Origin of the sequence: Streptomyces shinuiensis (genome assembly GCF_043660855.1) — a bacterium.
In the GTDB taxonomy this organism is placed as follows: domain Bacteria; phylum Actinomycetota; class Actinomycetes; order Streptomycetales; family Streptomycetaceae; genus Streptomyces.
This window is the reverse complement of sequence record NZ_JBIHML010000001.1, coordinates 850,329-874,074: the sequence shown is the minus strand read 5'-3', so window position 1 is coordinate 874,074 and position 23,746 is coordinate 850,329. Positions and strand designations below refer to the sequence as shown.

General features: G+C 75.1%; 25 protein-coding genes. 8 read left to right on the top strand and 17 right to left on the bottom strand.

Features of this window, described 5'->3' with window-relative positions; genetic code table 11:
- Window positions 1-2: 2 nt before the first annotated feature.
- The 3 genes from ACGRHY_RS03860 to ACGRHY_RS03850 are packed head-to-tail and all read left to right on the top strand — an operon-like array spanning window position 3 to window position 1,498.
- Complete coding sequence (locus tag ACGRHY_RS03860) at window positions 3-377, top strand: DUF742 domain-containing protein (RefSeq protein ID WP_394633974.1); 375 nt, start codon at window positions 3-5, stop codon at window positions 375-377.
- Window positions 355-945, top strand: coding sequence for a GTP-binding protein (locus ACGRHY_RS03855; protein ID WP_394633973.1), 591 nt, complete (start codon window positions 355-357; stop codon window positions 943-945). The genes ACGRHY_RS03860 and ACGRHY_RS03855 overlap by 23 nt, the downstream gene beginning before the upstream one ends.
- Complete coding sequence (locus tag ACGRHY_RS03850) at window positions 926-1,498, top strand: GAF domain-containing protein (protein ID WP_394633972.1); 573 nt, start codon at window positions 926-928, stop codon at window positions 1,496-1,498. The genes ACGRHY_RS03855 and ACGRHY_RS03850 overlap by 20 nt, the downstream gene beginning before the upstream one ends.
- Window positions 1,499-1,584: 86 nt before the next feature.
- Here the strand turns inward: ACGRHY_RS03850 and ACGRHY_RS03845 are convergent, their stop codons facing one another.
- On the bottom strand, window positions 1,585-2,934 hold the full coding sequence (locus ACGRHY_RS03845; protein WP_394633971.1) for an acyl-CoA dehydrogenase family protein: 1,350 nt from the start codon (window positions 2,932-2,934) through the stop codon (window positions 1,585-1,587).
- Window positions 2,935-3,357: 423 nt separating this feature from the next.
- On the opposite strand from ACGRHY_RS03845, the gene ACGRHY_RS03840 reads away from it, so the two are divergent.
- On the top strand, window positions 3,358-4,278 hold the full coding sequence (locus ACGRHY_RS03840; RefSeq protein ID WP_394633970.1) for an alpha/beta fold hydrolase: 921 nt from the start codon (window positions 3,358-3,360) through the stop codon (window positions 4,276-4,278).
- Between the two features lie 61 nt (window positions 4,279-4,339).
- Here ACGRHY_RS03840 and ACGRHY_RS03835 read toward each other — a convergent pair whose 3' ends face one another.
- Window positions 4,340-5,269, bottom strand: a complete 930-nt coding sequence (locus tag ACGRHY_RS03835; protein ID WP_394633969.1) for a transketolase family protein — start codon at window positions 5,267-5,269, stop codon at window positions 4,340-4,342.
- A gap of 31 nt (window positions 5,270-5,300) precedes the next feature.
- Window positions 5,301-6,041, bottom strand: coding sequence for a thiamine pyrophosphate-binding protein (locus ACGRHY_RS03830; RefSeq protein WP_394633968.1), 741 nt, complete (start codon window positions 6,039-6,041; stop codon window positions 5,301-5,303).
- A 54-nt stretch (window positions 6,042-6,095) separates the two neighbouring features.
- Here ACGRHY_RS03830 and soxR point away from each other — a divergent pair, with 54 nt between their 5' ends.
- Window positions 6,096-6,557, top strand: a complete 462-nt coding sequence (soxR, locus tag ACGRHY_RS03825) for a redox-sensitive transcriptional activator SoxR (protein WP_394633967.1) — start codon at window positions 6,096-6,098, stop codon at window positions 6,555-6,557.
- 133 nt (window positions 6,558-6,690) lie between these two features.
- Window positions 6,691-7,035, top strand: a complete 345-nt coding sequence (locus ACGRHY_RS03820) for a DUF3140 domain-containing protein (protein WP_394633966.1) — start codon at window positions 6,691-6,693, stop codon at window positions 7,033-7,035.
- Window positions 7,036-7,119: 84 nt separating this feature from the next.
- Here ACGRHY_RS03820 and ACGRHY_RS03815 read toward each other — a convergent pair whose 3' ends face one another.
- The gene (locus ACGRHY_RS03815) at window positions 7,120-9,315 is read right to left on the bottom strand and encodes a putative bifunctional diguanylate cyclase/phosphodiesterase (RefSeq protein WP_394633965.1); all 2,196 of its coding nucleotides are present in this window, start codon (window positions 9,313-9,315) and stop codon (window positions 7,120-7,122) included.
- Window positions 9,312-10,127 carry an SAM-dependent methyltransferase gene (locus tag ACGRHY_RS03810; protein ID WP_394633964.1) on the bottom strand — a complete coding sequence of 272 codons (816 nt, stop codon included), beginning with the start codon at window positions 10,125-10,127 and terminating at the stop codon, window positions 9,312-9,314. The genes ACGRHY_RS03815 and ACGRHY_RS03810 overlap by 4 nt, the downstream gene beginning before the upstream one ends.
- A gap of 192 nt (window positions 10,128-10,319) precedes the next feature.
- Here ACGRHY_RS03810 and ACGRHY_RS03805 point away from each other — a divergent pair, with 192 nt between their 5' ends.
- A complete protein-coding gene (locus ACGRHY_RS03805) occupies window positions 10,320-10,670 on the top strand; it encodes a DUF8129 domain-containing protein (protein ID WP_394633963.1) in 351 nt (116 codons plus the stop codon).
- Between the two features lie 144 nt (window positions 10,671-10,814).
- Here ACGRHY_RS03805 and ACGRHY_RS03800 read toward each other — a convergent pair whose 3' ends face one another.
- The gene (locus tag ACGRHY_RS03800; RefSeq protein WP_394633962.1) at window positions 10,815-11,249 is read right to left on the bottom strand and encodes a DUF2267 domain-containing protein; all 435 of its coding nucleotides are present in this window, start codon (window positions 11,247-11,249) and stop codon (window positions 10,815-10,817) included.
- Window positions 11,250-11,403: 154 nt separating this feature from the next.
- On the opposite strand from ACGRHY_RS03800, the gene ACGRHY_RS03795 reads away from it, so the two are divergent.
- A complete protein-coding gene (locus ACGRHY_RS03795) occupies window positions 11,404-11,805 on the top strand; it encodes a ChaB family protein (RefSeq protein ID WP_394633961.1) in 402 nt (133 codons plus the stop codon).
- Window positions 11,806-11,863: 58 nt separating this feature from the next.
- On the opposite strand, the gene ACGRHY_RS03790 is transcribed toward ACGRHY_RS03795, so the two are convergent.
- From ACGRHY_RS03790 to ACGRHY_RS03740, 11 genes are all read right to left on the bottom strand, one after another.
- Entirely contained in the window at window positions 11,864-12,736 is an 873-nt protein-coding gene (locus ACGRHY_RS03790) for a glycosyltransferase family 2 protein (protein WP_394637915.1), read from the bottom strand.
- 103 nt (window positions 12,737-12,839) lie between these two features.
- Window positions 12,840-13,712 carry a glycosyltransferase family 2 protein gene (locus ACGRHY_RS03785; protein WP_394633960.1) on the bottom strand — a complete coding sequence of 291 codons (873 nt, stop codon included), beginning with the start codon at window positions 13,710-13,712 and terminating at the stop codon, window positions 12,840-12,842.
- Complete coding sequence (locus tag ACGRHY_RS03780) at window positions 13,709-14,668, bottom strand: glycosyltransferase family 9 protein (protein ID WP_394637914.1); 960 nt, start codon at window positions 14,666-14,668, stop codon at window positions 13,709-13,711. Before ACGRHY_RS03780 ends, ACGRHY_RS03785 begins: the two co-directional genes overlap by 4 nt.
- A 44-nt stretch (window positions 14,669-14,712) precedes the next feature.
- Window positions 14,713-16,320 carry a D-glycero-beta-D-manno-heptose 1-phosphate adenylyltransferase gene (gene rfaE2, locus ACGRHY_RS03775; protein ID WP_394633959.1) on the bottom strand — a complete coding sequence of 536 codons (1,608 nt, stop codon included), beginning with the start codon at window positions 16,318-16,320 and terminating at the stop codon, window positions 14,713-14,715.
- Window positions 16,313-16,885: a D-sedoheptulose-7-phosphate isomerase gene (locus tag ACGRHY_RS03770; RefSeq protein WP_394637913.1), complete on the bottom strand. Its 573-nt coding sequence runs from the start codon at window positions 16,883-16,885 to the stop codon at window positions 16,313-16,315. Before ACGRHY_RS03770 ends, rfaE2 begins: the two co-directional genes overlap by 8 nt.
- A 158-nt stretch (window positions 16,886-17,043) precedes the next feature.
- Entirely contained in the window at window positions 17,044-18,264 is a 1,221-nt protein-coding gene (locus tag ACGRHY_RS03765; RefSeq protein WP_394633958.1) for a glycosyltransferase, read from the bottom strand.
- Complete coding sequence (locus tag ACGRHY_RS03760; RefSeq protein ID WP_394633957.1) at window positions 18,261-19,226, bottom strand: glycosyltransferase; 966 nt, start codon at window positions 19,224-19,226, stop codon at window positions 18,261-18,263. The genes ACGRHY_RS03765 and ACGRHY_RS03760 overlap by 4 nt, the downstream gene beginning before the upstream one ends.
- Entirely contained in the window at window positions 19,223-20,272 is a 1,050-nt protein-coding gene (locus tag ACGRHY_RS03755; protein WP_394633956.1) for a glycosyltransferase family 9 protein, read from the bottom strand. The genes ACGRHY_RS03760 and ACGRHY_RS03755 overlap by 4 nt, the downstream gene beginning before the upstream one ends.
- Window positions 20,269-20,982 (bottom strand): D-glycero-alpha-D-manno-heptose-1,7-bisphosphate 7-phosphatase, encoded by a 714-nt coding sequence (locus ACGRHY_RS03750; RefSeq protein WP_394633955.1) that lies wholly within the window; start codon window positions 20,980-20,982, stop codon window positions 20,269-20,271. The genes ACGRHY_RS03755 and ACGRHY_RS03750 overlap by 4 nt, the downstream gene beginning before the upstream one ends.
- Window positions 20,979-22,025 (bottom strand): glycosyltransferase family 2 protein, encoded by a 1,047-nt coding sequence (locus ACGRHY_RS03745; protein WP_394633954.1) that lies wholly within the window; start codon window positions 22,023-22,025, stop codon window positions 20,979-20,981. Before ACGRHY_RS03745 ends, ACGRHY_RS03750 begins: the two co-directional genes overlap by 4 nt.
- Window positions 22,022-23,659 carry a carbamoyltransferase family protein gene (locus ACGRHY_RS03740; protein WP_394633953.1) on the bottom strand — a complete coding sequence of 546 codons (1,638 nt, stop codon included), beginning with the start codon at window positions 23,657-23,659 and terminating at the stop codon, window positions 22,022-22,024. The genes ACGRHY_RS03745 and ACGRHY_RS03740 overlap by 4 nt, the downstream gene beginning before the upstream one ends.
- Window positions 23,660-23,746: the final 87 nt, after the last annotated feature.

Genomic DNA, 23,746 nt, shown 5'->3' with positions numbered 1-23,746 from the left:
GGATGCCGGAACCCGAGGAGGGCCTGTGGTTGGACGACGCGGCCGGACGCCTGGTCCGGCCGTACACCGTCAGCAACGGACGTACGCGCCCGACGGCCGACTTCAACCTGCTGACGATGGTGCGGTCCACCGGGACCAAGCCGCAGAGCTATCTGGGCCCCGACCACGCCCAGGTGCTGAGTTTGTGCGACGGACCGATGACCGTCGCCGAGATCGCCGCCCATGTGCGGCTGCCCGCCGTGGTGACCAAGGTGCTGCTCTCCGACCTGGTGGACTGCGGCGCGGTGACCACACGGGCCCCCATGCAGATGGGGGCGGACCCGACCGACCGAGAACTGCTGGAGGCGGTGCTGCATGGACTCCGTAAACGACTCTGATCCGTTTCCGACCGCCCTGAAGATCCTGGTCGCGGGCGGGTTCGGGGTCGGCAAGACGACCTTCGTGGGAGCCGTCAGCGAGATCGAGCCGTTGAGCACGGAGGAACTGCTCACCCAGGTCAGCGCCGCCACGGACAGCCTGGAGGGGGTGGAGGACAAGACGACCACCACCGTCGCGATGGACTTCGGGCGGATCACCCTCAGCGCCCGGCATGTGCTCTACCTGTTCGGCACTCCCGGCCAGGAGCGCTTCTGGTTCATGTGGGACGAGCTGTCCAGCGGCGCGCTCGGCGCCGTGGTGCTCGCCGACACCCGGCGCCTGGACCAGTGCTTCGCGGCCGTGGACTACTTCGAGCGGCGCGGCATGGGGTTCATCGTCGCGGTCAACGAGTTCGACGGCGCCCACCGTTACCACCCCGACGAGGTCCGGGTCGCCCTCGACCTCAAGCCCGAGGTGCCGGTGATGATGTGCGACGCGCGGCACGCCAGTTCCGGCACGCAGATCCTCGTATCCCTTGTCCAGCACCTGATCGACTCAAGGAGTGGCCATGTCCCCCACGTCGTATGACCCCACCAGCCATCTGCTCCTCACCCCCGAGGACAGGGAGGCCCCGGCGCGGGTGACGCGGCTGCGTGAACTGGGCATCGGAGAGGCACCGATCCCGGAGTTCGACGACTTCGCCCGCAGGCTGGCGCAGACCACCGGCGCCCCTTACGCGATGGTCAACTTCATAGACGAGCACCGCCAGTACTTCGCGGGCCTGTACGCGCCGGGCTCCGACCGGGCCGTGGAGCTGGGGCCGGCGCAGAGTTCCCCCCAGGTCGGCCGGGTGATGGCCCGCGACCACGGCTACTGCCCGCATGTCGTCGTGCGGCGCAAGGCGCTGGTCCTGGAGGACGTCTGCGACTACCCCCGCTTCGCCGGGAACCCGGTCGTGGACGAGATCGGCATCCGCTCCTACCTGGGCGCGCCGCTCATCGACCGCACCGGCATGGCGCTGGGAACGGTCTGCGTGGTGGCGCAGGAGCCGCGCCCGTGGGGGCGGCAGGGGCTGGAGACCATCAAGTCGATGGCCGCCGAGCTGGTGGAGCAGATCCACCGGCGTGAGCAGGGCGCCTGAGCGATGTCCGTTCCGTGAGTGCTCAGGCACCCACGGAACGGATTCGCCCGGCGGCCGGGTGGCCGGCCGCTCCGCGCCCGCGCCGTTCAGCGCCTGTTGAGCAGTGCCTCCAGCAGTCCCGTGCGGCGCGCGGGCTCCTTGGGGGCGGTCTCGGGGAACAGTTCGGGCAGGGTGTCCGGGGTCTCCGCGGCCTGCGGGGGGATCCCGGCCGTGAGGTCCGCGGTGGCCGTAAGGCCCGCGGTGTCGGCGGGGTCCGTCCGCACCAGGTCCGACAGCCGCTCCGACCACTCGCCCTTCGCCGTGCCCAGCGCCACCTCGCCCAGCCGCAGCCGCTGGATGTCCGAGGTCCCGGCGGGGGCGAAGATGTGGTGGGCGTCGCGCAGATAGCGTTCGATGGGCCGGTCGGTGAACAGGCCCGCGGCGGCGTGGATCTCCATGGCCTCGCGTGCGGAGTCCAGGGCGTACTCCACGTTCACCAGCTTGGCGTTCATCAGCTCCGCGTCGCAGGTCATACCGCGGTCCAGCAGGTGCACCGCGTGGTAGGCGGCCAGCCGGGCCGTCATCAGCCGTGACTGCATCTGCCCCAGCTTCAGCTTGATGGAGCCCAGATCGCCCAGGGGGGCGCCGTAGCGCTGCCGTTCGGCGCAGAACTCCGTCGTCTCCTCCAGGACGGCCTGGTGGATGCCGAGGGACACGGCGGTGAGGTTGGCGCGCCCGTACAGCACGCTGGAGGAGTAGGCCACGGACAGGCCGTCGCCCTCCTCGCCGAGCCGGTTGGCCGCCGGGACACGGCAGTCGTCGAAGACCAACTCGCCGAAGCTGAAGCCGTGCAGCCCCATAGAGGGCTTCTGCGGGGCCAGGGAGAAGCCGGGCCGGTCGGACTCCACCAGGAAGGCGGACAGCCCCTTGGAGCCGGGTCCGGTGCGCACCACGACGCCGTGCAGATCGCCGACGTGGCTGTTGCCGACGAAGACCTTGCGGCCGTTGAGGACGTAGTCGTCGCCGTCGCGTACGGCGCTGCTGGTCATGCCGAGGACGTGGCCGCCGGACTCCGGCTCGGTGACGGCGATCGTCGGCAGGCAGTCGCCGGAGGCGACCGCGGGCAGCCACCGCTTCTTCTGCTCCTCGCTGCCGAAGTGGAGGATCTTGGCGACGCCGAGCTGCGATGCCTGGACCATGGCGCCCATGGCCCCGCTCACCCGGGCGAGTTCCTCGATGACGATCGTCTTGGCGAGGTGGCCCGCCCCCATGCCGCCGTACTCACGGGGAACGGTCACACCTATCCACCCCTGGCGGGCGATCAGCCTGGACAGCTCGTGGGAGACCGTTCGTGACGCCTCCATCTCGGCTGTCCGCGGCCGGACCTCCCGTTCCGCGAACTCCCTCACCTGCAGGCGCAGGTCCTTGTGCCGCTGGTCGGCGAAGTAACCATCCATGACGAGCCCTCTTCTGCGGTACGCCCCCGCTTGCCTGTCAGGCGGGGGTGGAGCGTCTGCGGCGGTCCCGCCCCGTTCGGCCGACACCACCAACATCGTCTCCGGCGTGCGGATCATTTCAAGATCACTCCATGACTCTGGCCGAAAATATGCCAGCAGGTCATGCAGAGTGCCTTTCGCGGGGGGTGGTGGGTTGATCTGAACACAATGAGCCCTGAGCGGATTACCCGGGAGCAATACCCAGGGGCATAGCCCGGCTACACAACCCTCCCGTGTAACCGACGTCACACGACCTGTCCCGCCGACCCCGTGCGGCCGGACGGTCCGTCATGCTATCGGCGCTGCGACCGGACAGGCCCCGTTCGGCCGGAGCCGCGGGGGGAAGGGTCCTCCCGACCCGCCGACACCGAGGAGTGAGAGAACGTGACCCTGCGAGCGGACACCACCCGGGCCCAGGACGGGCTGCCCGTCGCCACCTACACCTGGTTCCCGGCGGAGGGAACGCCCCGCGCGCTGGTGCGGATAGCGCACGGCGCGGCCGAACACGCCCTGCGCTACGACCGGCTCGCCCGCTTCCTGACCGGACACGGCTGCGCGGTCGTCGCCTCCGACCACCGCGGCCACGGTGCCACCGCCGAACACACCGGCGGATACGGGGTGGTGGGGGAGAGCGGCTGGCGGGCCGTGGTGGAGGACCTGAAGGCGGTCGGCGACCGGCTGCGCGCGGAGGTGCCCGGTGTGCCCCACGTCCTGTTCGGGCACAGCATGGGCTCCCAGCTCGCCCGCGACTTCGCCCAGGAGTACGGCGGCGAGCTGGCCGGGCTCGTCCTGTCGGGCACCTTCCGCTCGCTGCCCTGCGCGGAGCCGCAGGGGGCGGTGGAGCGGCTGCGAGAGGAGATCGACCGCGGCGGCCGCGCCGCGCCCTCGGACTTCGTACCCGCCCTCTTCGGCTCCTTCAACGATCCCTACGAGCACCGCACCGGATTCGAGTGGCTCTCCCGTGACGAGTCGGAGGTCGACCGGTACGTCGCCGATGAGCGCTGCGGCTTCCCCTTCAGCGCCGGCCTGGCGCTGGACTGGGTGCTGGGGGTGCGCAAGGCCAACGACCCGCGGCAGCTCGGCCGCGTGCCGCGCGACCTGCCGGTGCACATCGCGGTCGGCGACCGGGACCCCTGCCATCAGGGCATGACGCTGGTGTACGAGCTGCTGGAGGACTTCCGCTACCTGGGATCGCGCGATCTGACCTGGCGGGCCTACGAGGGCGCCCGGCACGAGATCCTCAACGAGACCAACCGCGACGAGGTCCAGGCGGACCTGCTGGCCTGGCTCGACGGCCGCGTGTGAGCGGCGCGGAGGGCCGGGGCGCGGGCCCTCGCACCGCGCCCCGGCCCTCCGCACCGCGCCGTCAGGCCGCGGCGCGGGCCGTGAAACCGGTGATCCGCTCCCGCAGCGAGCGCGGGTCCAGGCCGTGGGCCGCCAGGTGCTCGGCGGGCGTGCCGTAGCGGCGCAGCTCGGCACGCGCCGTCCCCAGTGGGAGGATCCGGTGCGGCACGCCGGCCAGGGCCTCGGTGGCGGCGGCCGTGGAGGTGCCGGCCAGGTACGGCTCGACCAGGACGACCTCGGGGGCGCCGGAGCCGGCGACGGCCGCGCGCAGCGCGGCCGCGTCGAAGGGACGGACGGTGGCGGCGTACAGGACCGTCGCGTCCAGCTCCCGTACGGCGGCGAGGACGGAGTCGAGCAGCGGGCCGACCGCGACGACCGCCGGTGCCCCGGGCCCGCCGCGCCGCACGGTGAGGAAGCCCTCGCCGGTGACCGGCCGGGGGCGGGCGTTGGCCTGCCCCGACAGCCGGACGTACACCCGGTCCTCCCCGTCACCGCTCCCGCCCGCGCAGGCGCGGCGCAGCAGCGTCTCGGCCTCGTCCGGGTGGCCGGGGACGTGGACGGTCCAGCCGTCCAGGGTGTCCAGCAGCGCCATGTCGCCGGGCGCCATGTGGGTGAAGCCCCCGGCCGGCCAGTCGTAGGAGCCTCCGGCGCTCACCAGCACCCCGCCCGTCCCCTGGTGCCCGAAGTCCAGCTTCAGCTGCTCGAAGGGCCGCTCCACCAGGAATGACGCGAAGGTGTGCAGCACCGGGCGCATCCCGGTGAGGGCCAGCCCGCCGCCCACCCCGACCAGGAGCTGCTCGCGGATGCCGACGTTCACCACCCGGTCCGGGTGGCGCCCGGCGGCCCGGCGGAAGCCGTCCGCGCCGATCTCGGCGAGGACGACCGCCAGACGCGGGTCCTCGTCCAGCAGGTGGGAGACGACGGAGGCGAAGCGTTCGCGCATGGTGTCCACGGGTCGGGTTCTCCTTGTGCTTCCGTGCGGGTCAGGCGTGCTTGGGTTCGACACGGGCGATCACGGCGTGCGGACGCCCGGGGTGCGGGCGGGTGTACGCCGCGTACAGCGCCTCGTGGTCGCGGCCGTCGACGGTCAGCGCCGACCAGCCCGCGGCCGTGAAGCGGGAGGCGATGCCGCCGGGCAGGGGGTGGGAGGCGGAGGAGTTGTCGACCACCAGGGTGTGCAGGCGGTCGAGTCCGGCGGCGCCCGCGAAGTCGATGGCCTCGTGGTTGCTGCCCTCGTCCAGCTCGGCGTCCCCGACCAGCACCCACACCCGCGGCCCGGTCAGCTTCCGGGCGCGCAGTCCGAGGGCGGTTCCCACGGCCAGCGGCAGCCCGTGACCGAGCGAGCCGCTGCCGATCTCCACGCCGGGGACCAGTGTGCGGTCCGGGTGGTGCCCCAGCGGCGAGTCGTAGGAGCCGAAGCCCGGCAGCCAGCCGGTGGGGAAGAAGCCCCGGGCGGCGAGCACGGCGTAGTACGCCATCGGGCCGTGCCCCTTGGACAGCAGGAAGCGGTCCCGGCCGGGGTCGCCGGGGCGGTCGGGGGAGACGCGCAGCACCCGGTCGTAGAGGACCCACAGGACGTCCAGGGTGGAGGTGGCGGCGGCGTCGTGCTTCTCATCGCCGGTCATCAGGGACATCAGCGCCGGGAGGCCCTCGAATCCGAGGCCCTCCCGCGGTTCGGGGGCGGGCACGGGGCCGGATGTGTGCGGTGGTGTCACGGTCGTCATGCCAAGAGGCTGCAATCTCAAGGAGACTTGAGGTCAAGCGGTATGCTCGCCGCCATGACCGACCGAGACGGACGCCTCGCCATCGGGGAACTGGCCGCCCGCTCCGGGCTCGCGCCCTCCGCGCTGCGCTACTACGAGGAGATGGGCCTGATCCACTCCGAGCGGACCACGGGCAACCAGCGGCGCTACCCGCGCACCGCCCTGCGCCGGGTCGCCTTCGTACGGGCCGCCCAGCGGGTCGGCCTGTCCCTGGAGGAGGCCCGCACCGCGCTGGACCGGCTGCCCGTGGACCGGGCGCCCACAGCCACCGAGTGGAACGCCGTGGCCCGTACCTGGCAGCGGCGGATCGACGCGCGCATCGGCGAGCTGGAGCGGCTGAAGGAGCGGCTGACCGGGTGCATCGGCTGCGGCTGCCTCAGCCTGCGCAGATGCGGCCTGTACAACCCGGACGACCTCGCGGGTTCACAGGGCCCCGGCGCCCGCTACCTGGAGGGGGATCCCCTGCCGGAGACCTGAGAGGCCGGGGAGACCCGGGGGACGCGCCGGTGCGCGAGCTGCGCGTCCGTCACGGGAGTGCCCGCGTCCGGCCCGGGTTTCTCCGGGCCGGACGCGGGCACTCGCGCGGCGCGAGAGACCCGGGAGGTTGACGATGGCCGACATCTCCGAGCTGGAGCTGGACGCTCTGTGGGACGAGTTCCACGCCGTGGTGAACATGACGTCGAACGAACTGGAGGCATGGCTGAGGACGAGTGTCGCCGGCGAGCGGACCGAGGAGCTGCCCGAGCAGGCCGGATCGGAGCGGGGACGGCAGGTGCTGGCGATCCTGCGCAAGCGTCGCACGGACCTCACCGACGACGACGTCGCGGTGATGCGCGAGGTCGTCGACACCGTCGGTGCCGAACGCGAGCGGGTGCACGTCGCCGAGGCGGTACGGGACTCGGACTGGCGCCACCGGATGATGTCGCTGGGCCACGACCCCGTCAGGGCGTCCTGACCGCGGTGCGCGCCGGGCACTGCCGCTGGCCGCGCACCCGTCCCGTGCCGCCCGCCCGGCCCGTCCGTCCGGTCCGCCTGCCCGTCACTGCCCCGCGGCCAGCGGCAGTGCCCGTGACGACAGTCGCTCGGGCGGGCCGGGCCGGGCGTAGTACCAGCCCTGGGCGGAGTCGCAGCCCAGCTTCCGCAACTGGTCGGCCTGGGCCGCCGTCTCCACGCCCTCGACGGTCACGGCCAGTTCCAGGGCGTGCGCCAGCGAGACGATCCCCTCGACGACCTTGAGGTCGACCGGGTCGGCCGGATCCTGCTGGAGGCCCCGGGTGAAGGAGCGGTCCAGCTTCAGGGTGGTCGCGGGCAGTCTGCGCAGACTGGCCAGGTTCGAGTAGCCGGTGCCGAAGTCGTCCAGGGCGATCCGCACCCCCAGGTCGGCGAGCCGGCGTAAAGGCTTCAGCTCCGCGTCGTCGGCGCGGATCAGGGCGCTCTCGGTGACCTCCAGGCAGAGCGAGGCCGGGTCCAGCCCGGCGTCCTCCAGCACCGCCACGGTCTCGGGGACCAGCTCCGGGTGGTGCAGCTGCCGCGGTGATAGGTTGACGTTCACCCGCAGCGGCTGGGTGCCGCCGATGCCGCGCACCTGCCACTCGCACGCCTGCCGCACCGCCTGCTCCAGCACCCAGCGGCCCAGCGGCACGATCAGCCCGGTGTGCTCGGCCAGCGGGATGAAGCGGTCCGGGCCCAGCACCCCGTGGAGCGGGTGCGCCCAGCGCACCAGGGCCTCGGCGCCCTCCACGCTGCCGTCCTCCATCCGTACCAGCGGCTGGTACTCGATGAAGAACTCCTCTCCCTCCAGCGCGGCGGGCAGATGGGTGGTCAGCATGTGGCGGCTGATGGTGCGGGCGTCGCAGTCGGGGTCGGCCAGCTCGTAGCGGTTGCCGCCCCGGGCCTTGGCCCGGTACATGGTGATGTCGGCGCTGCGCAGCACCTCCGCCGGCGTCAGCTCCCCGACCGGGCCCTCGATGACGCCGATGCTGGCGCGCACCGGCAGCTCCCGGCCGGCCAGCGGGATCGGGCAGGACAGCGCCTCCAGCGCCCGCCGGGCCAGGTCCGTCACCTCCGAGCGCGAGGCGGGGTCGCTGACCAGGGCCACGAACTCGTCGCCGCCGATCCGCGCGACCATGTGGCGCGGCGAGGCCACACAGCTCTGCAGCCGCTCGGCCACGTTCACCAGCAACTGGTCGCCGACCGCGTGGCCCAGGCTGTCGTTGACCGTCTTGAAGCCGTCCAGGTCCAGGTAGCACAGGCCGATCCGGGCGATGCCGGAGCCGGGGGACAGGACGTGCTCCAGCCGCTCGAAGAACAGGGTGCGGTTGGGCAGGTCGGTCAGCGCGTCGTGGGTGGCCTCGTAGCGCAGCCGCAGGTTCAGCAGACGCCGCTCGGTGATGTCCTCCATCAGCGCCAGCATGTAACGCGGCTCGCCGTCGGGGCCGCGCAGCAGCGAGACGGTCAGATTGGTCCACAGCACGGTGCCGTCGCTGCGCGTGTACGGCTTCTCCACGCGGTAGTGGTCTCGCTCGCCGCGCACCAGTTCGTCGTGGACCCGCCAGACACCCGGGGCGTCGTCGGGGTGGACCCAGTCGGAGACGCGGCGGCTGCGCACATGCTGTTCCGAGCCGCCGAACATCTTCGCGAGCGCGCTGTTGATGTCCAGGATGGTCCCGTCCATGTCGGCGACCCCGATGCCGACCGTGGCGCCCTCGAAGACCGCCCGGAAGCGGGTCTCGCTCTCGTGGAGGGCCTTCTCGGCGCTCTCCCGCGCCGCGAGCGCGGACCGGGCCAGCGCCTCCTGCTCGGAGCGGGTGCGCTCCTGCAGCGCGCGGGCGAACCCGGCCGAGACGGCGTGCTGGAGGCGGGCGCAGCGGGCCCGCCCCTCCTCGGTCGGAAGCACCGCCGGATCGCTGCAGTACAGCAGCAGGTAGGCGTCCACCACGCCGAGCACCTGCGGCAGCGCCTCGGGCGCGGTGCAGTGCGCCTCGACGAGCGCCGCCCCCACCTCGCGCCCCGGTGAGGGGTCGAAGGGCCGGGCGTGCAGCGCCTCGCCGAGGGTGCGTGCCAGGGGGAGGAGGTAGTCCTCGAACTCGGTGCGGGTCATGGAGGTGGCCGTGGCGGGGTAGACCGCACGGCCCCAGATCCGGGCGAAGCGGCGGTATCCGTCGTGAGGGTCGCCGGGGGCCTCCGGCGCGAGGGGGCGGCCGGAGGCGGCGGGCCCCCGTGGAGTGGGGCTCACGCCTTGCGTCCCACTCCACCGAAGCCGGTGAAGATCACGGGGTCCTCCTGGTCCACCGGTCCGTCCGGGCGCCAGTTCGGCATGGAGACCAGACCGGGCTCGACCATCTCGAAGCCGTCGAAGAAGCGTTCCACCTCGGAGCGCGAGCGCATGATCAGCGGCGAGCCGATGCTGCGGTAGACGCCCTCCACCTCGTCCCCCTGCTCGGGCCTGCGCGGGCCGCCCTCGACCGAGGCGTGGGTGAGGACCAGCAGGCTGCCGGGGGCGAGCGCATCGCGCAGCTCGGCCACCATCGCCCACGGGTCGTCGCCGTCCTCCAGGAAGTGCAGCAGCGCCACCAGCAGCAGGGCCACCGGGCGCTCCAGGTCGAGCAGCCGGCCCAACTCCGGGCTGCCGAGGATGTCCTCGGGCTTGCGGAAGTCGGCGGCCACGACGCCGGTGCGCTCCTCCTGGCCCTCCAGCACGGCCCGGCTGTGGGCGACGGCGACGGGGTCGTTGTCGACGTAGACCACCCTCGCCTCCGGTGTGGCGGCCTGCGCGACCTCGTGGACGTTGCCGAAGGTCGGGATGCCCGAGCCGATGTCGAGGAACTGGGTGATGCCCTGCCGCGCGGCGAAGCGGACGGTCCGGCGCATGAACGCGCGGTTGGCCTGCATGATCTTCGGCAGCCCCGGGAACACCTCGATGGCCCGCCGGGCGGCCTCCCGGTCGGCCTCGAAGTTGTGCGAACCGCCCAGGTAGTAGTCGTAGATGCGGGAAACGCTCGGTACGGACAGATCTATGTCCTGTGGAGCCCAGGCGGGACGCTCCATCAAAGTCTCCAACCGGTTGGTGAATATGACAGCGACTCCTGAGGCTACTGATCCCAGGCTGACAGGTACACGGATCCGGAACGCCGACGTCCCGGCACCGGCCCGCTACGTATAGCTTGCCCCGGTTCCTCCATCGGGATAATCGTGGCGGCAACCGGGTTTTCGCGCCCCCGGCCCGGACACCCGGAACGGATGAGTATCACCGATCACGACGAACTCCCGTTCCCCGACTACGATCACCTCTCCGCGGGCGAGCTGGAGCACCGGATCCGGGCCCTGTCGCACGGCGACCTGGAGCAGCTGCTCCACTACGAGCGCGAACACGCCGGCCGTACCCATGTGATCGCGCTGCTGACGGCCCGTATGCACCAGCTGGAGGAGGGCAGCCCGCGCTCTCCGGGCGGCGCCGAGCCGCCCTCGGGGCCGCAGGGCGAGCCCGGGGGGTCCCCCGTCAGCCCGGCGACCTCGCCGGAGCCGTACAACCCGCCCCCGCACGGCACCCCCGACCAGCGCGCCAAGCCGGTGGGCAACCGCTTCCGGTAGAGGCCGCCCCGCGGGCAGGGCCCCCGGGAGCCTGTCCCCGCCCCCGGGGGCCCTGCCCGCACCCCCGCCCGCACCCCCTCTGCCCAGCCCCCCTGCCCGCGTCCGGCCGCCCTCCGACGGGCGGCCGGACGCGGGCAGGGGGGTTCAGGGTTCCTCGGCGCGGGTGGACGGCAGCAGCTCGCGGATGTCCGGCGGCAGGACGTGACCCACCTTGGTCATCAGCTCGGGCGAGACCGCCGCGTCCAGCACCTCCAGCACCGCCGTGGCCTCCCGCACCGCGGTGTCCTCCGTCGCGTGGGACCGCCAGGCCACCCGCCCGGCGAAGGTGGTCAGGTCGAACGGCTCGCCGTGGGTGCGGGCGTCGGCCCGCCGCTGCGGCGAGGTCTCGTGCCCGGCCACCACCCGGCGCAGCGACTCCGCCGCCTCGCCGGGCAGCTGGGCGGCCAGATGGTCGGCCACGCCGTCCGGTATCCGCTCCGCCAGCGTCTCCAGCGTGGCCCGCAGGGCCCGCTCGGCCGTCTGCCGGTCCGGCAGGTCCGCGTGCGCCTGCACCTGGCCGGTGAGCTCCTCGTACCGCATGGTCGGCACCCCTCTCGGCGTCTCGTCGGGATCTCACAGGGGACCCGCGGCCCCTCGGGGGCGGGTGACCCTGCCGGTGCGCGTCGACACCTGCCGTTTCCGTGACCTGCGGCCGGGAACCCGTAACGGACCCGACCGATCGGAGGTGAGGAACGTGCCCGCACGGAAGGAGCTTCCGTCGACCCTGGAGCGCTCCCCCCGGGAGGCGCAGCGCACCTGGATCAAGGCCCACGACTCCGCCGTGGAGGAGTACGGAGAGGGCCGGCGCGCACACCAGACCGCCTACAGCGCCCTGAAGCACAAGTTCGAGAAGGTGGGCGACCACTGGGAGCGCAAGGAGGGCGGCCGCAAGGGGCCCTCCGATACGCGGGCCGCCCGCCCGCGCGGCAGGGGCGGACGCAGCGGCGAGGGCGTCGACGAGAACGCCAGCAAGGAGCACCTGTACTCCATCGCGCAGCGGCTGGACGTCAACGGGCGCTCCCGGATGAACAAGGACGAGCTGCTGCGGGCCATCCGCAAGGCCAACCGCTCGAAGACCCGCGAGGCACGGTCCTAGAGCCGCCCCGGCCGGTGCGCCGGCCCTTCCGGCGTCCGCCTCGGCCCCCGCGCCCGCCTCAGCCGACGTAGCGGCGGGCGGCGGAGCGGCGCTGCTCCTCCTCCAGCAGCCGCAGCCGCTCCTCGACCTCCTCCGGCACCGCCCGGCGTTCACGCAGCACCCACGGCAGTCCGGCCAGCGCCCGGCCGAACGCCCGCGCCGACGCCGCGTCGCGCGGCACCGTGCGTGCCAGCTGCCAGGTGCGGCGCAGCGCCGCGGGCAGCGGCCGGCGCAGCCAGCCGAACCACAGCGTGTTGCGCAGTCCGTCCTCCCGGCGCGCGGTCGCGTCCCTCACCGCCGAGGGCGCGTGGTGGACCGTCAGCTCCTCGGCGTAGGCCAGCCACCAGCCACGCACCATCAGATCGGTGGCCAGCAGTTCCTCCTCGCCGCCCAGCCACAGCCGGGGCGAGAAACCGCCCGCTTCCCGGAAGGCTCCGGCGCGCAGCACCGTGGCCGCGGCCAGGAACGACCCCAGGGCCGGGCCGGGCAGCCATTCGGGGCCGGGGACGGGCGAGTCGCGCAGTTCGGCGACGACCGGGTCCTCGGCGCCGCCGGGCTCCACCACGATGCGCGCGGTGACCGCCGCCAGGCGAGGACGGGCGTCGAGCAGACCGGCGGCGCTCGCCAGCGAGCCCGGCTCCCACCAGGAGTCGTCGTCGCAGAAGGCCACGTACGGCGTGGTCACGCGCTCGACGGCGACATTGCGTCCCACCGCCCCCAGGTTCCGCTCCGCCCGCAGCAGCCGCACCCACGGATGGGCACGTGCGACGGTCTCGGCGGTGCCGTCCTCCGAGGCGTTGTCGACGACGAACACCGGCGGGCGCTCGGGCAGTCCGGCCAGCCGGCCCAGGGTGCGCAGCAGTTCCTCGCGGCGGTTGTGGGTGATCACCACGACCGAGACCCGGGAGCCGGCGTCCCGGGCCGCGGCCGCGCCGGCGTGCCCGGCGGGCCGGACGGCCCCGGAGGTTTCGGTGGTCCTGGCGGATCCGGCGGGCTCAGGGGCCACGGTGCTGTCCTTCCACACGGCGTACCGCTTCCTCGGTGTACGGCGGCAGGGGCCTGCGGGCGCGCACCGCCGACGGCAGCCGGGCCAGCGCGCCGAGCAGGGCGCGGCGGGCCTCCGGATCGCGGCGGGCCCGCGCGGCCAGCGCCCCGGTGCGGTGCGCGGCCAGCGGCAGCGGCCGGCGCAGCCAGGCGGTGAGCAGTTCGTTGCGCAGCACCCGGGAGCCGCGCCCGGAGCGCGGCGAAGGATCCGGATGGTGGTGGGCGACGACCTCCGGGCAGTGGGCGACCCCCCAGCCCCGGGCGGCCAGGTCGTAGGCGAGCAGGGTCTCCTCGGCGCCGAAGAACAGCAGCGGATGGAATCCCCCGGCGTCCAGGAACGCCGACCGCCGCACCACCGAGGCGCACCCCAGGAAACCCAGCACCTGCGGGCACGGCAGATCCCTGGCAGTGCCCAGCGGGGAGCCGGCCAGCAGATCGTCCAGGGGGTCGGGATCCTCTTCGGGACCCACCAGGGTCCGGGCGGCGATCAGCCCCAGCCGCGGATGGGCGTCCAGCAGCGAGACGGCCTTCTCCAGTGCTCCGGGCTCCCACCAGGAGTCGTCGTCACTGAAGGCCACGTACGGCGTGTCCATCGCCGCCACGCCCAGGTTGCGGGCGATGGCCCCGCGGTTCTCGGGCAGCGGCATCAGCGACACCCGGGGGAAGAGGGCCGAGACCATGGTGCGGGTGTGGTCGGCGGAGGCGTTGTCGACCACCAGCACCGGCGGGGGCCCGGGCAGCCCGGTCAGCGCGCGCAGCGTGCGCGCGAGGCTGTCGCCGCGGTCGCGGGTGGCGATGACCACGCCGATCGTCGAGCCGTTCAAGCGGTACGCACCTCCGGCAGCAGGGACAGCGCCTCCAGTACCTCCTGGGGCCGGATGCGCAGCAGCAGGGGATCGGGGCGGCGGCCGTGGGGGTCGCCGGGCGGGCCCGGGTGCCACAGCGCCCGGTGGCGCTCCAGCGGCGGCGGACCCCACAGGGCGGGCGGCACCGGCCCGAACAGGGTCACCGACGGAGTGCCGTGGGCCACCGCCAGATGGGCCGCGCCGGTGTCGCCGCTCACCACGGCCGAGGCGCCCGCGACCAGCGCGGCCAGCCGCTCCGGCGGCGGCTCGCCGTGGACGTCGGCGTCGGGCAGGCCGGCCGACTTGGCCAGCCGCGCCAGCAGGTCGTACTCGTGGGCGCCGCCGGTGACCACCACACGGCGTCCGGCACGCCGCAGCTCGGCGGCCACGGCCGCGTACCGCTCGATGGGCCAGCAGCGCGACGGGGAGCCCGCGCCCGGATGCAGCAGCACCGCGCCCGGGGCGGGGCAGACCGCCGCGGGCGGCGGCAGACGGAGGTCGGCCGGGTCGGCGGGGATGCCGTACCAGGCCAGGAAGCGGCACCAGCGGTCGCGTTCGTGCTCCTCGGCGTACCACCGCGGACCGTCCCCCGTGGCGAAGGCCAGCAGGCGCCCGGGGCTCAGCGCCGCCAGCGCCCGCATGCTCTCCGGCCCCTTTCCGTGCAGATCGACGGCGACCCGGGGCGGCGGCCCGTGCCAGCCGGTGATCCGGGGCACGGCGCGGCCCGGCGCCGAGGCGGGCAGCAGGGTGTCCACCGCGCCGCTCGCGCGGACGAGAGGGGCCAGCTCCGCCGGTGCGGCGAGTACGGTCTCGTGGCCCGGGAACGCCCGGCGCAGCGCCCGCAGCGCGGGCACCCCGGCCAGCAGATCGCCCAGGCCCAGCGCGCGCAGCACCAGCAGCCGGGGCCGGCGCGGGGCGCCCGCGCAGCCGTTCACGAGGGTGCCCGGCCGGGCGCCCGCCGCACCCCGTTCCGGGCCGTTCACCGCGCCCCGTTCCGGGACACGGACACCGCCGCACGCTCGGCGATACGGCTGCTGGAGCGGCCGTCGAGGTACGGCAGCAGCACCGCCTGCCCGCCCCAGCTCCCCACCAGCGCGGCCTCGGGCAGGTCGCCCAGCGCGTAGTCGCCGCCCTTGACCCACACGTCCGGGCGCAGCCGCTCCAGCAGCTCCTCGGGGGTGTCCTCGTCGAAGACCGCCACCGAGTCCACGCACTCCAGGGCGCGCAGCACCCGGACGCGGTCGGCCAGCGGGTTGATGGGCCGGCCCGGTCCCTTGCGGCGGCGCACCGAGTCGTCCGAGTTCAGGCAGACCACCAGGCAGTCGCCGGTGCGGCGGGCCGCCTGGAGCAGCCCGACGTGGCCGGCGTGCAGCAGGTCGAAGCAGCCACCGGTGGCCACCACGGTGCCGCCCGCAGCCCGGACCCGGGCCGCCAGCCGCTCCGCGTCCTCGCCGCGGGCGGCCGAGGAGGGCCGGGGCGCGGCCCGGTCGGGGAAGGCCAGCGCCGCCGCACCCCCGGCCGCCACAAAGCCGGTGGCGGCCTCCACCGCGCCCCGTACGGCGGTCTCCGGCAGCGCGCCGTCGGCCAGCAGACCGGCCGCGGCGGCCGCGAACCGGTCGCCGGCGCCGCAGGAGTCGCCGCTGTGCCGCGCTGGTGCGGGCACCAGCAGGGGATGGTCGCCGTAGGACAGCAGCGCGCCGCGGTCGCCGAGGGTGATGGCCACCGAGGCCGCGCCCCAGGCTTCGGCCAGCGCCCGGGCGTGGTGGGCCGCCGTGTGCAGGCTCTCCGGCTCGCCGGACTGCTTCGCCGGCCCCTCCGCCCGCGCGGTCTTCGGGGGCTCCGAAGTCCCGGGGGACCTCGCCGGGGCCGCGCCGGCCGTCGGGCCGGACGAACCGCCGGAACCGCCCTCCAGCCGCCCGGCGAACAGCCGGGCCTCGGCCGCCGTCGGGGTCACCAGACGGGCGCCCGGGACCGGCTCGCGGCCGCGCGGATGCGGATCCCACACCAGGGGCACCCGGGCGGCCCGCTCCGCCAGCAGCCCGCGCACGGCGTCCGCCGTGCCCCGGCCGTAGTCGGAGACCAGCAGGGCCGGTGCCGAGGCGATCGCCTCGCGGACCTCCCCGGGCACGGTCCCGTCCCCGCCGGAGGGGGCCCGGCCGCCGCCCCGGTCCATCCGGACCACCGGGCGGCCGCCGGCCAGCACCCTCGTCTTCTCCGACAGGGCGCCGTCCAGGGGCAGTGCGGTCACCGACACCCAGGGGGCCAGCAGTTCGCGCAGCCGCGCGCTCGCCGGGTCCTCTCCCAGGGCGGTCACCAGGGTGACCGGGCGGCCGCCGAGCGCCGCCACATAGGCGGCCAGGGCGGCGCCGCCCGGACGCAGCCGCTCCTCGCAGTCCTCCAGCACCGGCACCGGCGCGTCCGGTGCCAGGCGGTCCGCGCGGCCGACCAGATCGCGGTCGAGAAGGGCGTCGCCGACCACGACCAGCGGCGCGGCGGTGCCGCCCGGCCCGGCGGGGGCGCCGGGCGCCGGGCCGTACAGCGAACCGGGCAGCGGGCCGGAGACCGGATCGGGCATCGGGTCAGGCATCGGCGGCATCGTCCGCGCTCCTCCCTTCCAGGACGTCCTCCAGGGCGGCGTCGAACGAGGCGCACACCATGTGCACCGTCACCAGGTGGAGTTCCTGCACCGTCGCGGTGGAGCCCGCTCGTACGCACAGTGACTCGTCGCTGCCCGCGGCCAGCGGGTTGGGCGCGGGCCCGGTCAGCGCCCACACCGGCATCCCCGCCTCGCGCCCGGCCTCGGCGGCCGACAGCAGGTTGGCGCTGGCGCCGCTGGTCGACAGCAGCATCAGCACATCGCCCTCGCGCCCGTGCGCCCGCACCTGCCGGGCGAACACCTCGTCCACGCCGTAGTCGTTGGCGATCGCGGTGGTGGAGGAGGTGTCGGCGTGCAGGGCGATGGCGGAGAAGGGCGGACGGTCGTCGCGGTAGCGGCCCACCAGCTCGGCCGTCAGATGCTGGGCCTGGGCGGCGCTGCCGCCGTTCCCGGCCGCCAGCAGCCGTCCGCCGCCGGACAGCACCCGCGCCAGGCGCTCGCCCCAGCTCTGGGCCGTGCCGGCCTGGTCGCGGAAGGGCGTCAGCGCGTGCAGCAGCTCGTCGCAGTGGCCGGCGACCGGCTCCGTCGCCGGGGCGGGGGCCGCCCGGACGCGGCGGACCTTCGCGCCGTTCCCGGCAGCGGCCCCGGCGGTGGTCCTGGCAGCGGACTTGGCAGCGGACTTGGAGCCGTTCTTCGCGGTGGTCCTGGGTGTCGTCAACGGATCGCCCCCGTCGGAACGCGGTGGCGCGCGACCACCTGGGCGTACACCTGCTCGGCGCCGTCGGCGACCCGCTCCCAGGAGAAGCGGGCCAGGACGCGCTCACGACCGGCCTCGCCGTAGCGGCGCAGCAGCTCGGGGGAACCGGTCAGTTCGTTGACGGCGCGGGCGAGCGCGCCGGGGTCGTCCGGCGGCACCAGCCGCCCGGTGACACGGTCGGCGACCGAGTCCAGATGGCCGCCGACGCCGGTGGCCACGATCGGCACCCCGCAGGCCATGGCCTCCAGCGGGACGATGCCGAACGGCTCGTAGCGCGGCGTGGACAGCACCAGGTCGGCGCCGCGGATCAGTTCGGGCATCCGCTCGTGCGGTACGGCGCCCAGCAGCCGCACCCGGTCCGCCACCCCCAGCCCCCCGGCCAGCCGCCGCAGCCGAACCGCCTCGGGGTCGGTCTCCAGCAGCGCGGGTTCGGGCCCGCCGGCGATCAGCAGCTCCGCGCCGGGGGCCTGGGCCAGCGCCGCGATCGCCTGATCGAAGCCCTTGCGCGGCACCAGGCGGCCGATCGCCAGCAGCCGGTGCGGGCCGTCGCGGCGGGCACCCCGCCCGGCGGGGTCCGCCGGGCCGAACTCCAGGGGGTCCACACCGCACGGCACCACCGACGTCCGCTCCGGCGGCACGCCCATCGCGGCCAGCTCGAACACCTCGTCGGCACAGGTCGCCAGGACACGGGCGCACTCGCGGCCGATCCGCCGCTCCGCCTCGATCCGCTCGGGCGGGCTGGTGTCGTCCGCGCCCTGGTGGCGCCGCTTGACGGTGCCCAGCGCGTGGAAGGTCTGCACGACCGGGACGCCCCGGCCCTTCGCGCCGAGCATCGCGGCCGTGCCCGACATCCAGAAGTGCGCGTGCGCCACGTCCGGCCGCCGTGCCTCCCAGCGGCGCGCCAAGTGGTCGCCGAAGGCGGTCATGTGCGGCAGCAGATCGTCCTTGGGCACGGGCCGGGGCGGCCCGGCCGATACGTGTTCGACGGTCACCCCCGGCGCCAGCGGCACCCGGTCGGGCGGCTCGGGGGAGTCCCGGCGGGTGTGGACGGTGACCTGGTGGCCGCGCCGCGCCAGCTCCTTCGACAACTGCGCGACGTACACGTTCTGGCCTCCGGCGTCGGGGCCGCCGAGCGCGGCGAGCGGACTCGCGTGCTCGGACACCACGGCGATCCTCATCGGGCCACCTCCTTGATCAGCCGCTCCCAGTCCTCCAGGAACCGCGGCAGCCCGTAACGGGCCAGTGCGGCCGTACGCGCCTGCTCGCCGATGTGGCGCGCGTACGCCGGGTCGGCGAGGAAACCGCGGACGGCGTCGATCAGGACGTCGAGCCGGTTGGAGAGCACTCCCGCCCCCTCGGGCACGGCCGCGGACGCCTCGGTGGTGTCCAGCGCGACCACGGGCATGCCCAGGTGCATGGCCTCCAGCAGGGACAGGCCGAGCGAGGTCCAGCGGACCGGGTGCACGTACACCCGCCGCCGGGCCATGGCCCGGTGCAGCTCCCGCTGGGGGAGTTCGTGGGAGCGGCAGCGGTCCTCCGGGACGCCCAGCCGTCCGGCCAGGCCCCGCGTCCGCATGCCGAAGACGTCCAGCGGCGCGGCCTCCGCGAAGCGCGGCAGCAGGTCGGTGCCGGTGGCGCGGCCCCGGCGCAGCGGCTCGTTGACCACCGCCGCCGCCCGCTCCAGATCGCCGGTGTACAGCGGCCCGGGGTCGACGATGCCGTGTTCGACGACGGCGGTGGGGGAGGGTCCGCAGTCCCAGAACAGCCGGTTGAAGTGGGTGACGTGGACGATCGGCAGGCCCGGCTGCCCGGCCATCGGGTGGCGGGTGTCGGGCACGTTCCCGTCCGGCGCGTTGTGCTCCAGGTAGACGGCCGGCACATCGCGGCCCGGCAGCCGGCCGCCCAGCCACTGCTCGGCGAGACCGAGTTCGTGGGGGCGCTGGAGCACCACCAGGTCGACGTCCGTCTCCCGCAACTCCTCCGGGGTCAGCTCCACCACGCTGTCCGGCCAGTCGAAGGTGACGGCGCGGCCGAGCCCGTCGGGACCCCGGCCGGGGGTGACGGGCACGAGATAGGTGTGCGGGCCCCGGACGAACGCGGTGGTCCAGGAGCCGTGCACGTGCCACAGCAGGATCCTCATGCGGCTCCCTCCCGGCCGCCCTCGGCGGCCGTACTCCGCCGACCGCCTTCGGCAGCGGCCTTCTCCACGGCGGTGACCACGTCCTGCGGCGTCACGCGGTCCAGACAGGGGTGTCCGGGGACCGGGCAGACGCGGGCCCTGGTCCCGGCGCACGGGGCCTGTTGGTCACCCAGCAGCACCAGGGGCACGCGGAAGGGGGCCCAGCGCTCGGCCGGGACGACCGGCGAGAAGAGCGAGACCACCGGCGCGCCCACCGCGGCGGCCAGATGGGCCGGGCCGGTGTTCCCGGTGACCACGGCCGCCGCGCCCGCCAGCACCCCGGCCAGCTCGGCGGGAGAGGTCCGCCCGCCCAGGTCCAGCCCCGTGCGGCCGGCCACGTACGAGGTCAGCCCGCGCTCCTCGGGCACGCCGGTGACCACCACCCGGTGCCCGGCCTCCGCCAGGGCCTCGACGGCCTCGGCCGACAGCTTCGGGCTCCAGCGGCGGGCGGGAACGCTCGCCCCCGGGTGCAGTACGGCATAGCCCGGTGGCCCGGCCAGCTCCTCCACTCCGGGCGGCGGCAGTACCCGCAGCCCCCCGTCGTCGCCGTCGGGCAGGGGGAAGCCGGCCGCCTCGGCCAGCGCCAGGGCGGCTTCCGCCTCGTGCGCGTGCTCCTCGCGCCGGTGGCGTACGTCCAGCAGCGAGCCGGGGTAGTGGACGCTGTCGGCGGCGATCCGGGACACGCCCGCCATCCGCAGCACCAGAGCGGTCGGCAGGGGACTTTGGCGGGCCGAGGCCAGGATCAGGGCGGTGTCGCAGCGCCGCCCGGCGATCAGCTCCACGGCCTCCTCGATGCCGTCCCGCACGGTGGGGGGCGGGTCGAGGCCGGCCCAGGGGGCGTCCCAGACGGCGACCTCGTCCACTCCGGGCAGCATCCGCCCCGCGGGCGCGCCGCGCGGGCCGCACAGCAGCGTCACATGGTCGGCGCGCGCGGCCACGGCCCGTACCGCAGGTCCTGCCAGCAGCACGTCCCCGAAGCTGTCCAGACGTACGACGAGCGCTCTCATGACGGCCTCCGGGCGGTGGCTGTGCGGGTGGTTGCGCGGGCGGCGGTACGGGCGGGCCCGGAGGTCCGGGCGGACTGGGCGGCGGGTACGGCCCGGCCGGTGTGCTGGGCGGTGTGCCGGGTGGTGAGCCGGCCGGTGTGCGCGGGCGCCCGCGACGCAGCGCGGCCGTCCGCGCCGGCGGGGCCGGGCCACGGCCCGTCCAGCGCGGCGCGCACCGCGGCGAGCAGGTCGGGGGCGATCGCCGGAGCCGCCCGCACCTCCTCCGGAAGGGTCACGGGGGTGGGAACGAGGATGCCGCGGGCGCCGGCGGCACGCGCGGCGTCCATGTCGGAGCCGATGTCCCCGATCACCACGCACTCGGCGGGGGCCGCGCCCAGCCGCCGGGCCGCGTCCAGCACCAGGGCGGGGGCGGGTTTGCGGCAGGCGCAGCCGCCGTCCGGGCCGTGCGGGCAGACGGCCCAGGCGTGGAAGGGGCCCAGCAGTTCGTCGATCCGGGCGTGCACCCGGCCCATGTCGTCCCAGCCGATCAGACCGCGCGCGATGCCGGACTGGTTGGTGACCACCGCGGCCGGCACACCGCGGGAGCGCAGCAGCGCCATCGCCCCGGCGGCGCCCGGCATCGGGCGCACCAGCGCCGGATCGCCGTTGTAGGGGACGTCCTCCACGAGGGTCCCGTCCCGGTCGAGGAGCACCGCGCGTACCGCCGTCACGCCGTGCCTCCCCCGCCGGGCCCGCCGTCCGGGTCCGCTCCCCAGGGGGCGGCGGCGCGGTGGCGCAGCGTCCCGGCCAGCCGGTGGTACACCGCCAGCGGCGGTATGAGCGCACTGGTCACCAGTACGGTCGTGACCTCCTCGCGGGTGCGGGGCCCGGGCGCGATGCGGGCACGGGCGAACTCGGCCGTGCCCAGCAGCCAGCCCGTCCCGGCCAGGGCCGCGGCCCCCCGCCGTCCCACCGCGGCCAGGACGAGCGCCGTGAGACCGGCGGCGGTGACCGACGCGTGGCGGCGGATGAGCCCCCGGGGGGCCGCGGCCCGCCGCCACCAGGCGGGGCCGTGCAGCCGCAGCATCAGCGCGTCGTCGGCGTTGCCGCGCTGCATGCGCAGCGACACCCATCGGTCGGCGGGCCGCACCGGATGCGTGGTCAGCCGGCCGCCGCGCCGGATGCGCCAGCCGTCGTCCAGCACCCGCAGCGCCAGGTCGGCGTCCTCGCGGAAGGCGCGCGGGAAGCGCTCGTCGAAACCGCCGACCGTCTTGAGCGCCTCGGTGCGGTACGCCATGTCGGCCGTCGCCCACTGGGCACGGGCCAGTCCGGCGGTGTTGCGCTCCCAGTCGGTGGGGTGCCGCCCGGTGGGCAGCGGTACGTCCAGTACGCCCTGCACCCCGGCGACGGTGGGGTCGGCCTCGCCCAGGTCGCGGGCCAGGGCCTCGCGCCAGCGGGCGCCCACGCGTACGTCGTCGTCGAGGAAGGCCACCCAGGGGGCGGTGACCAGCTGCCAGCCGATGTTGCGGGCGCCGGCCGGGCCCCGGCCGCCGGTCTGCACCACGGTGGCGCGCTCGCGCAGCGGTCCCAGCGCGTGCAGCGGCAGGTCCTCGCGGAGCGGCTCGGGCTGCGGCCGGTCGTCCACGATCACGATCTCGCGCGGCTCGGGGCCGGCCGACCCGCCCAGTGACGTCAGACAGTCGGCCAGGCAGGGGCGGCCGACGGTGGGTACGACCACCGAGTAGTCGACGGCGGCCCGGTTCGGGGAGCTCATGCGAAGAACCTTCCGCGGCGGACCGCGAACGGTCCGATGGCCAGCAGGTCCACGGGGGAGGAGCCGAAGCACTCCAGCGCGTCGCGCGGGGAGTCCACCATCGGGCGTCCTGCGGTGTTGAGGCTGGTGTTGACCACCACCGGCAGCCCGGTGCGGCGCTCGAAGGCGTCCAGCATCCGTGCCACCAGCGGTTCGTCGCCGGGGTCGACCGTCTGGATGCGGGCGGTGCCGTCCACGTGCACCACCGCGGGGATGCGGTCGCGCCACGGCCCGGCCACGTCGTGCACGAACAGCATGTACGGGCTGGGCAGCGGCCCTTCGAAGATCTCCGCGGCGCGTTCCTCGGCGACCATGGGCGCCACCGGGCGGAACTCCTCGCGGCCCTTCACCCGGTTGAGCCGGTCCAGGTTCTCCGCCCGGCCCGGGTGGGCCAGCAGCGAGCGGTGGCCCAGGGCGCGCGGGCCGTACTCGGCACGGCCCTGGAACCAGGCCACGATCCCGTCGCCGGCCAGCGTCTCGGCGACGGTCTCGGCGATGTCGGCGGGCCGCTCGTAGGGGACGGCCGCGCTCCCGAGGAAGTCCTCGATCTCCTCGTCCGACCAGCCGCGGCCCAGGTCCGCGCCCGGCATCGGCAGCGGGGAGTCGTCGTGCGCGGCGGCCAGGTGCAGGGCCGCGCCCAGCGCGGTGCCCGCGTCGCCGGCCGCGGGCTGCACCCACACCCGCTCGAAGGGGCCCTCGGCGGCCAGCCGGGAGTTGGCCACGCAGTTGAGCGCCACCCCGCCGGCCAGGGTCAGCTCCCGGCCGCCGCCCTCGGCGTGCAGCCAGCTCGCCAGGTCCAGCAGCGTCTCCTCCAGCACGGCCTGGGCACTGGCGGCCAGGTCGGCGTGGTCCTGGTTCCACTCGGCGTCCGCCTCGCGGGCGGGGGCCAGCGCCGCCCACTCCACCCCGTGGGCGGTGAAGCCGCCCGTGCCGTCGCTGTGTACCCACTGGCGCAGCTGGGGCAGGAAACGCGGCTTGCCGTAGGAGGCCATCGCCATGACCTTGTACTCGTCGCTGGAGCGCAGGAACCCCAGGTGCCCGGTCAGCTCCTCGTAGACCAGGCCGAGCGAGTGCGGCAGCCTCTGCGTGGCCAGCACCTCCAGCCGGTCGCCGTGGTAGCGGCCGGACAGGTGGGAGGCGCACTCGCCGCGCCCGTCGAGGACCAGGACCGCGCTGTCGCGGTGCGGCCCGGCGATTCCGGCGGACGCGGCGTGCGCCATGTGGTGCGGCACGAAGCGGACGACGGAGGGGTCCAGGCCCGGCAGCGCCTCGGCCAGGAAGGACGGGGCGCGTCGGGCGTACTCCCGGCGCAGGTGGTCCCAGGGGTCGTCCAGGCCCAGGGACTCGGCGGGGGCCGCCAGGGCGGGGTCGAAGGAGTAGGCGACCGCGTCCAGGTCGGCGGGGGCGAGGCCGGCCTGCCTCAGGCACCAGGCCGCCGACAGCCCGGGCATCTCCCAGGCGGAGAACGGCACCGGCCGCTTGCCGTGCTTGCGCCGGCTGAACCGCTCCTCCTCCGCCGCCGCGACGGTGCGGCCGTCGATCACCAGTGCCGCCGCCGGGTCGTGGAAGACGGCGTTGATGCCGAGGATGCGCATGAGGGGTGCCTCCGTGATGTCGGCCCCGGTGCGTCCGGACGCCCCTGGGGATGCCGTGGCGTCCGTGGTTACCGCCGGCGTTGATGC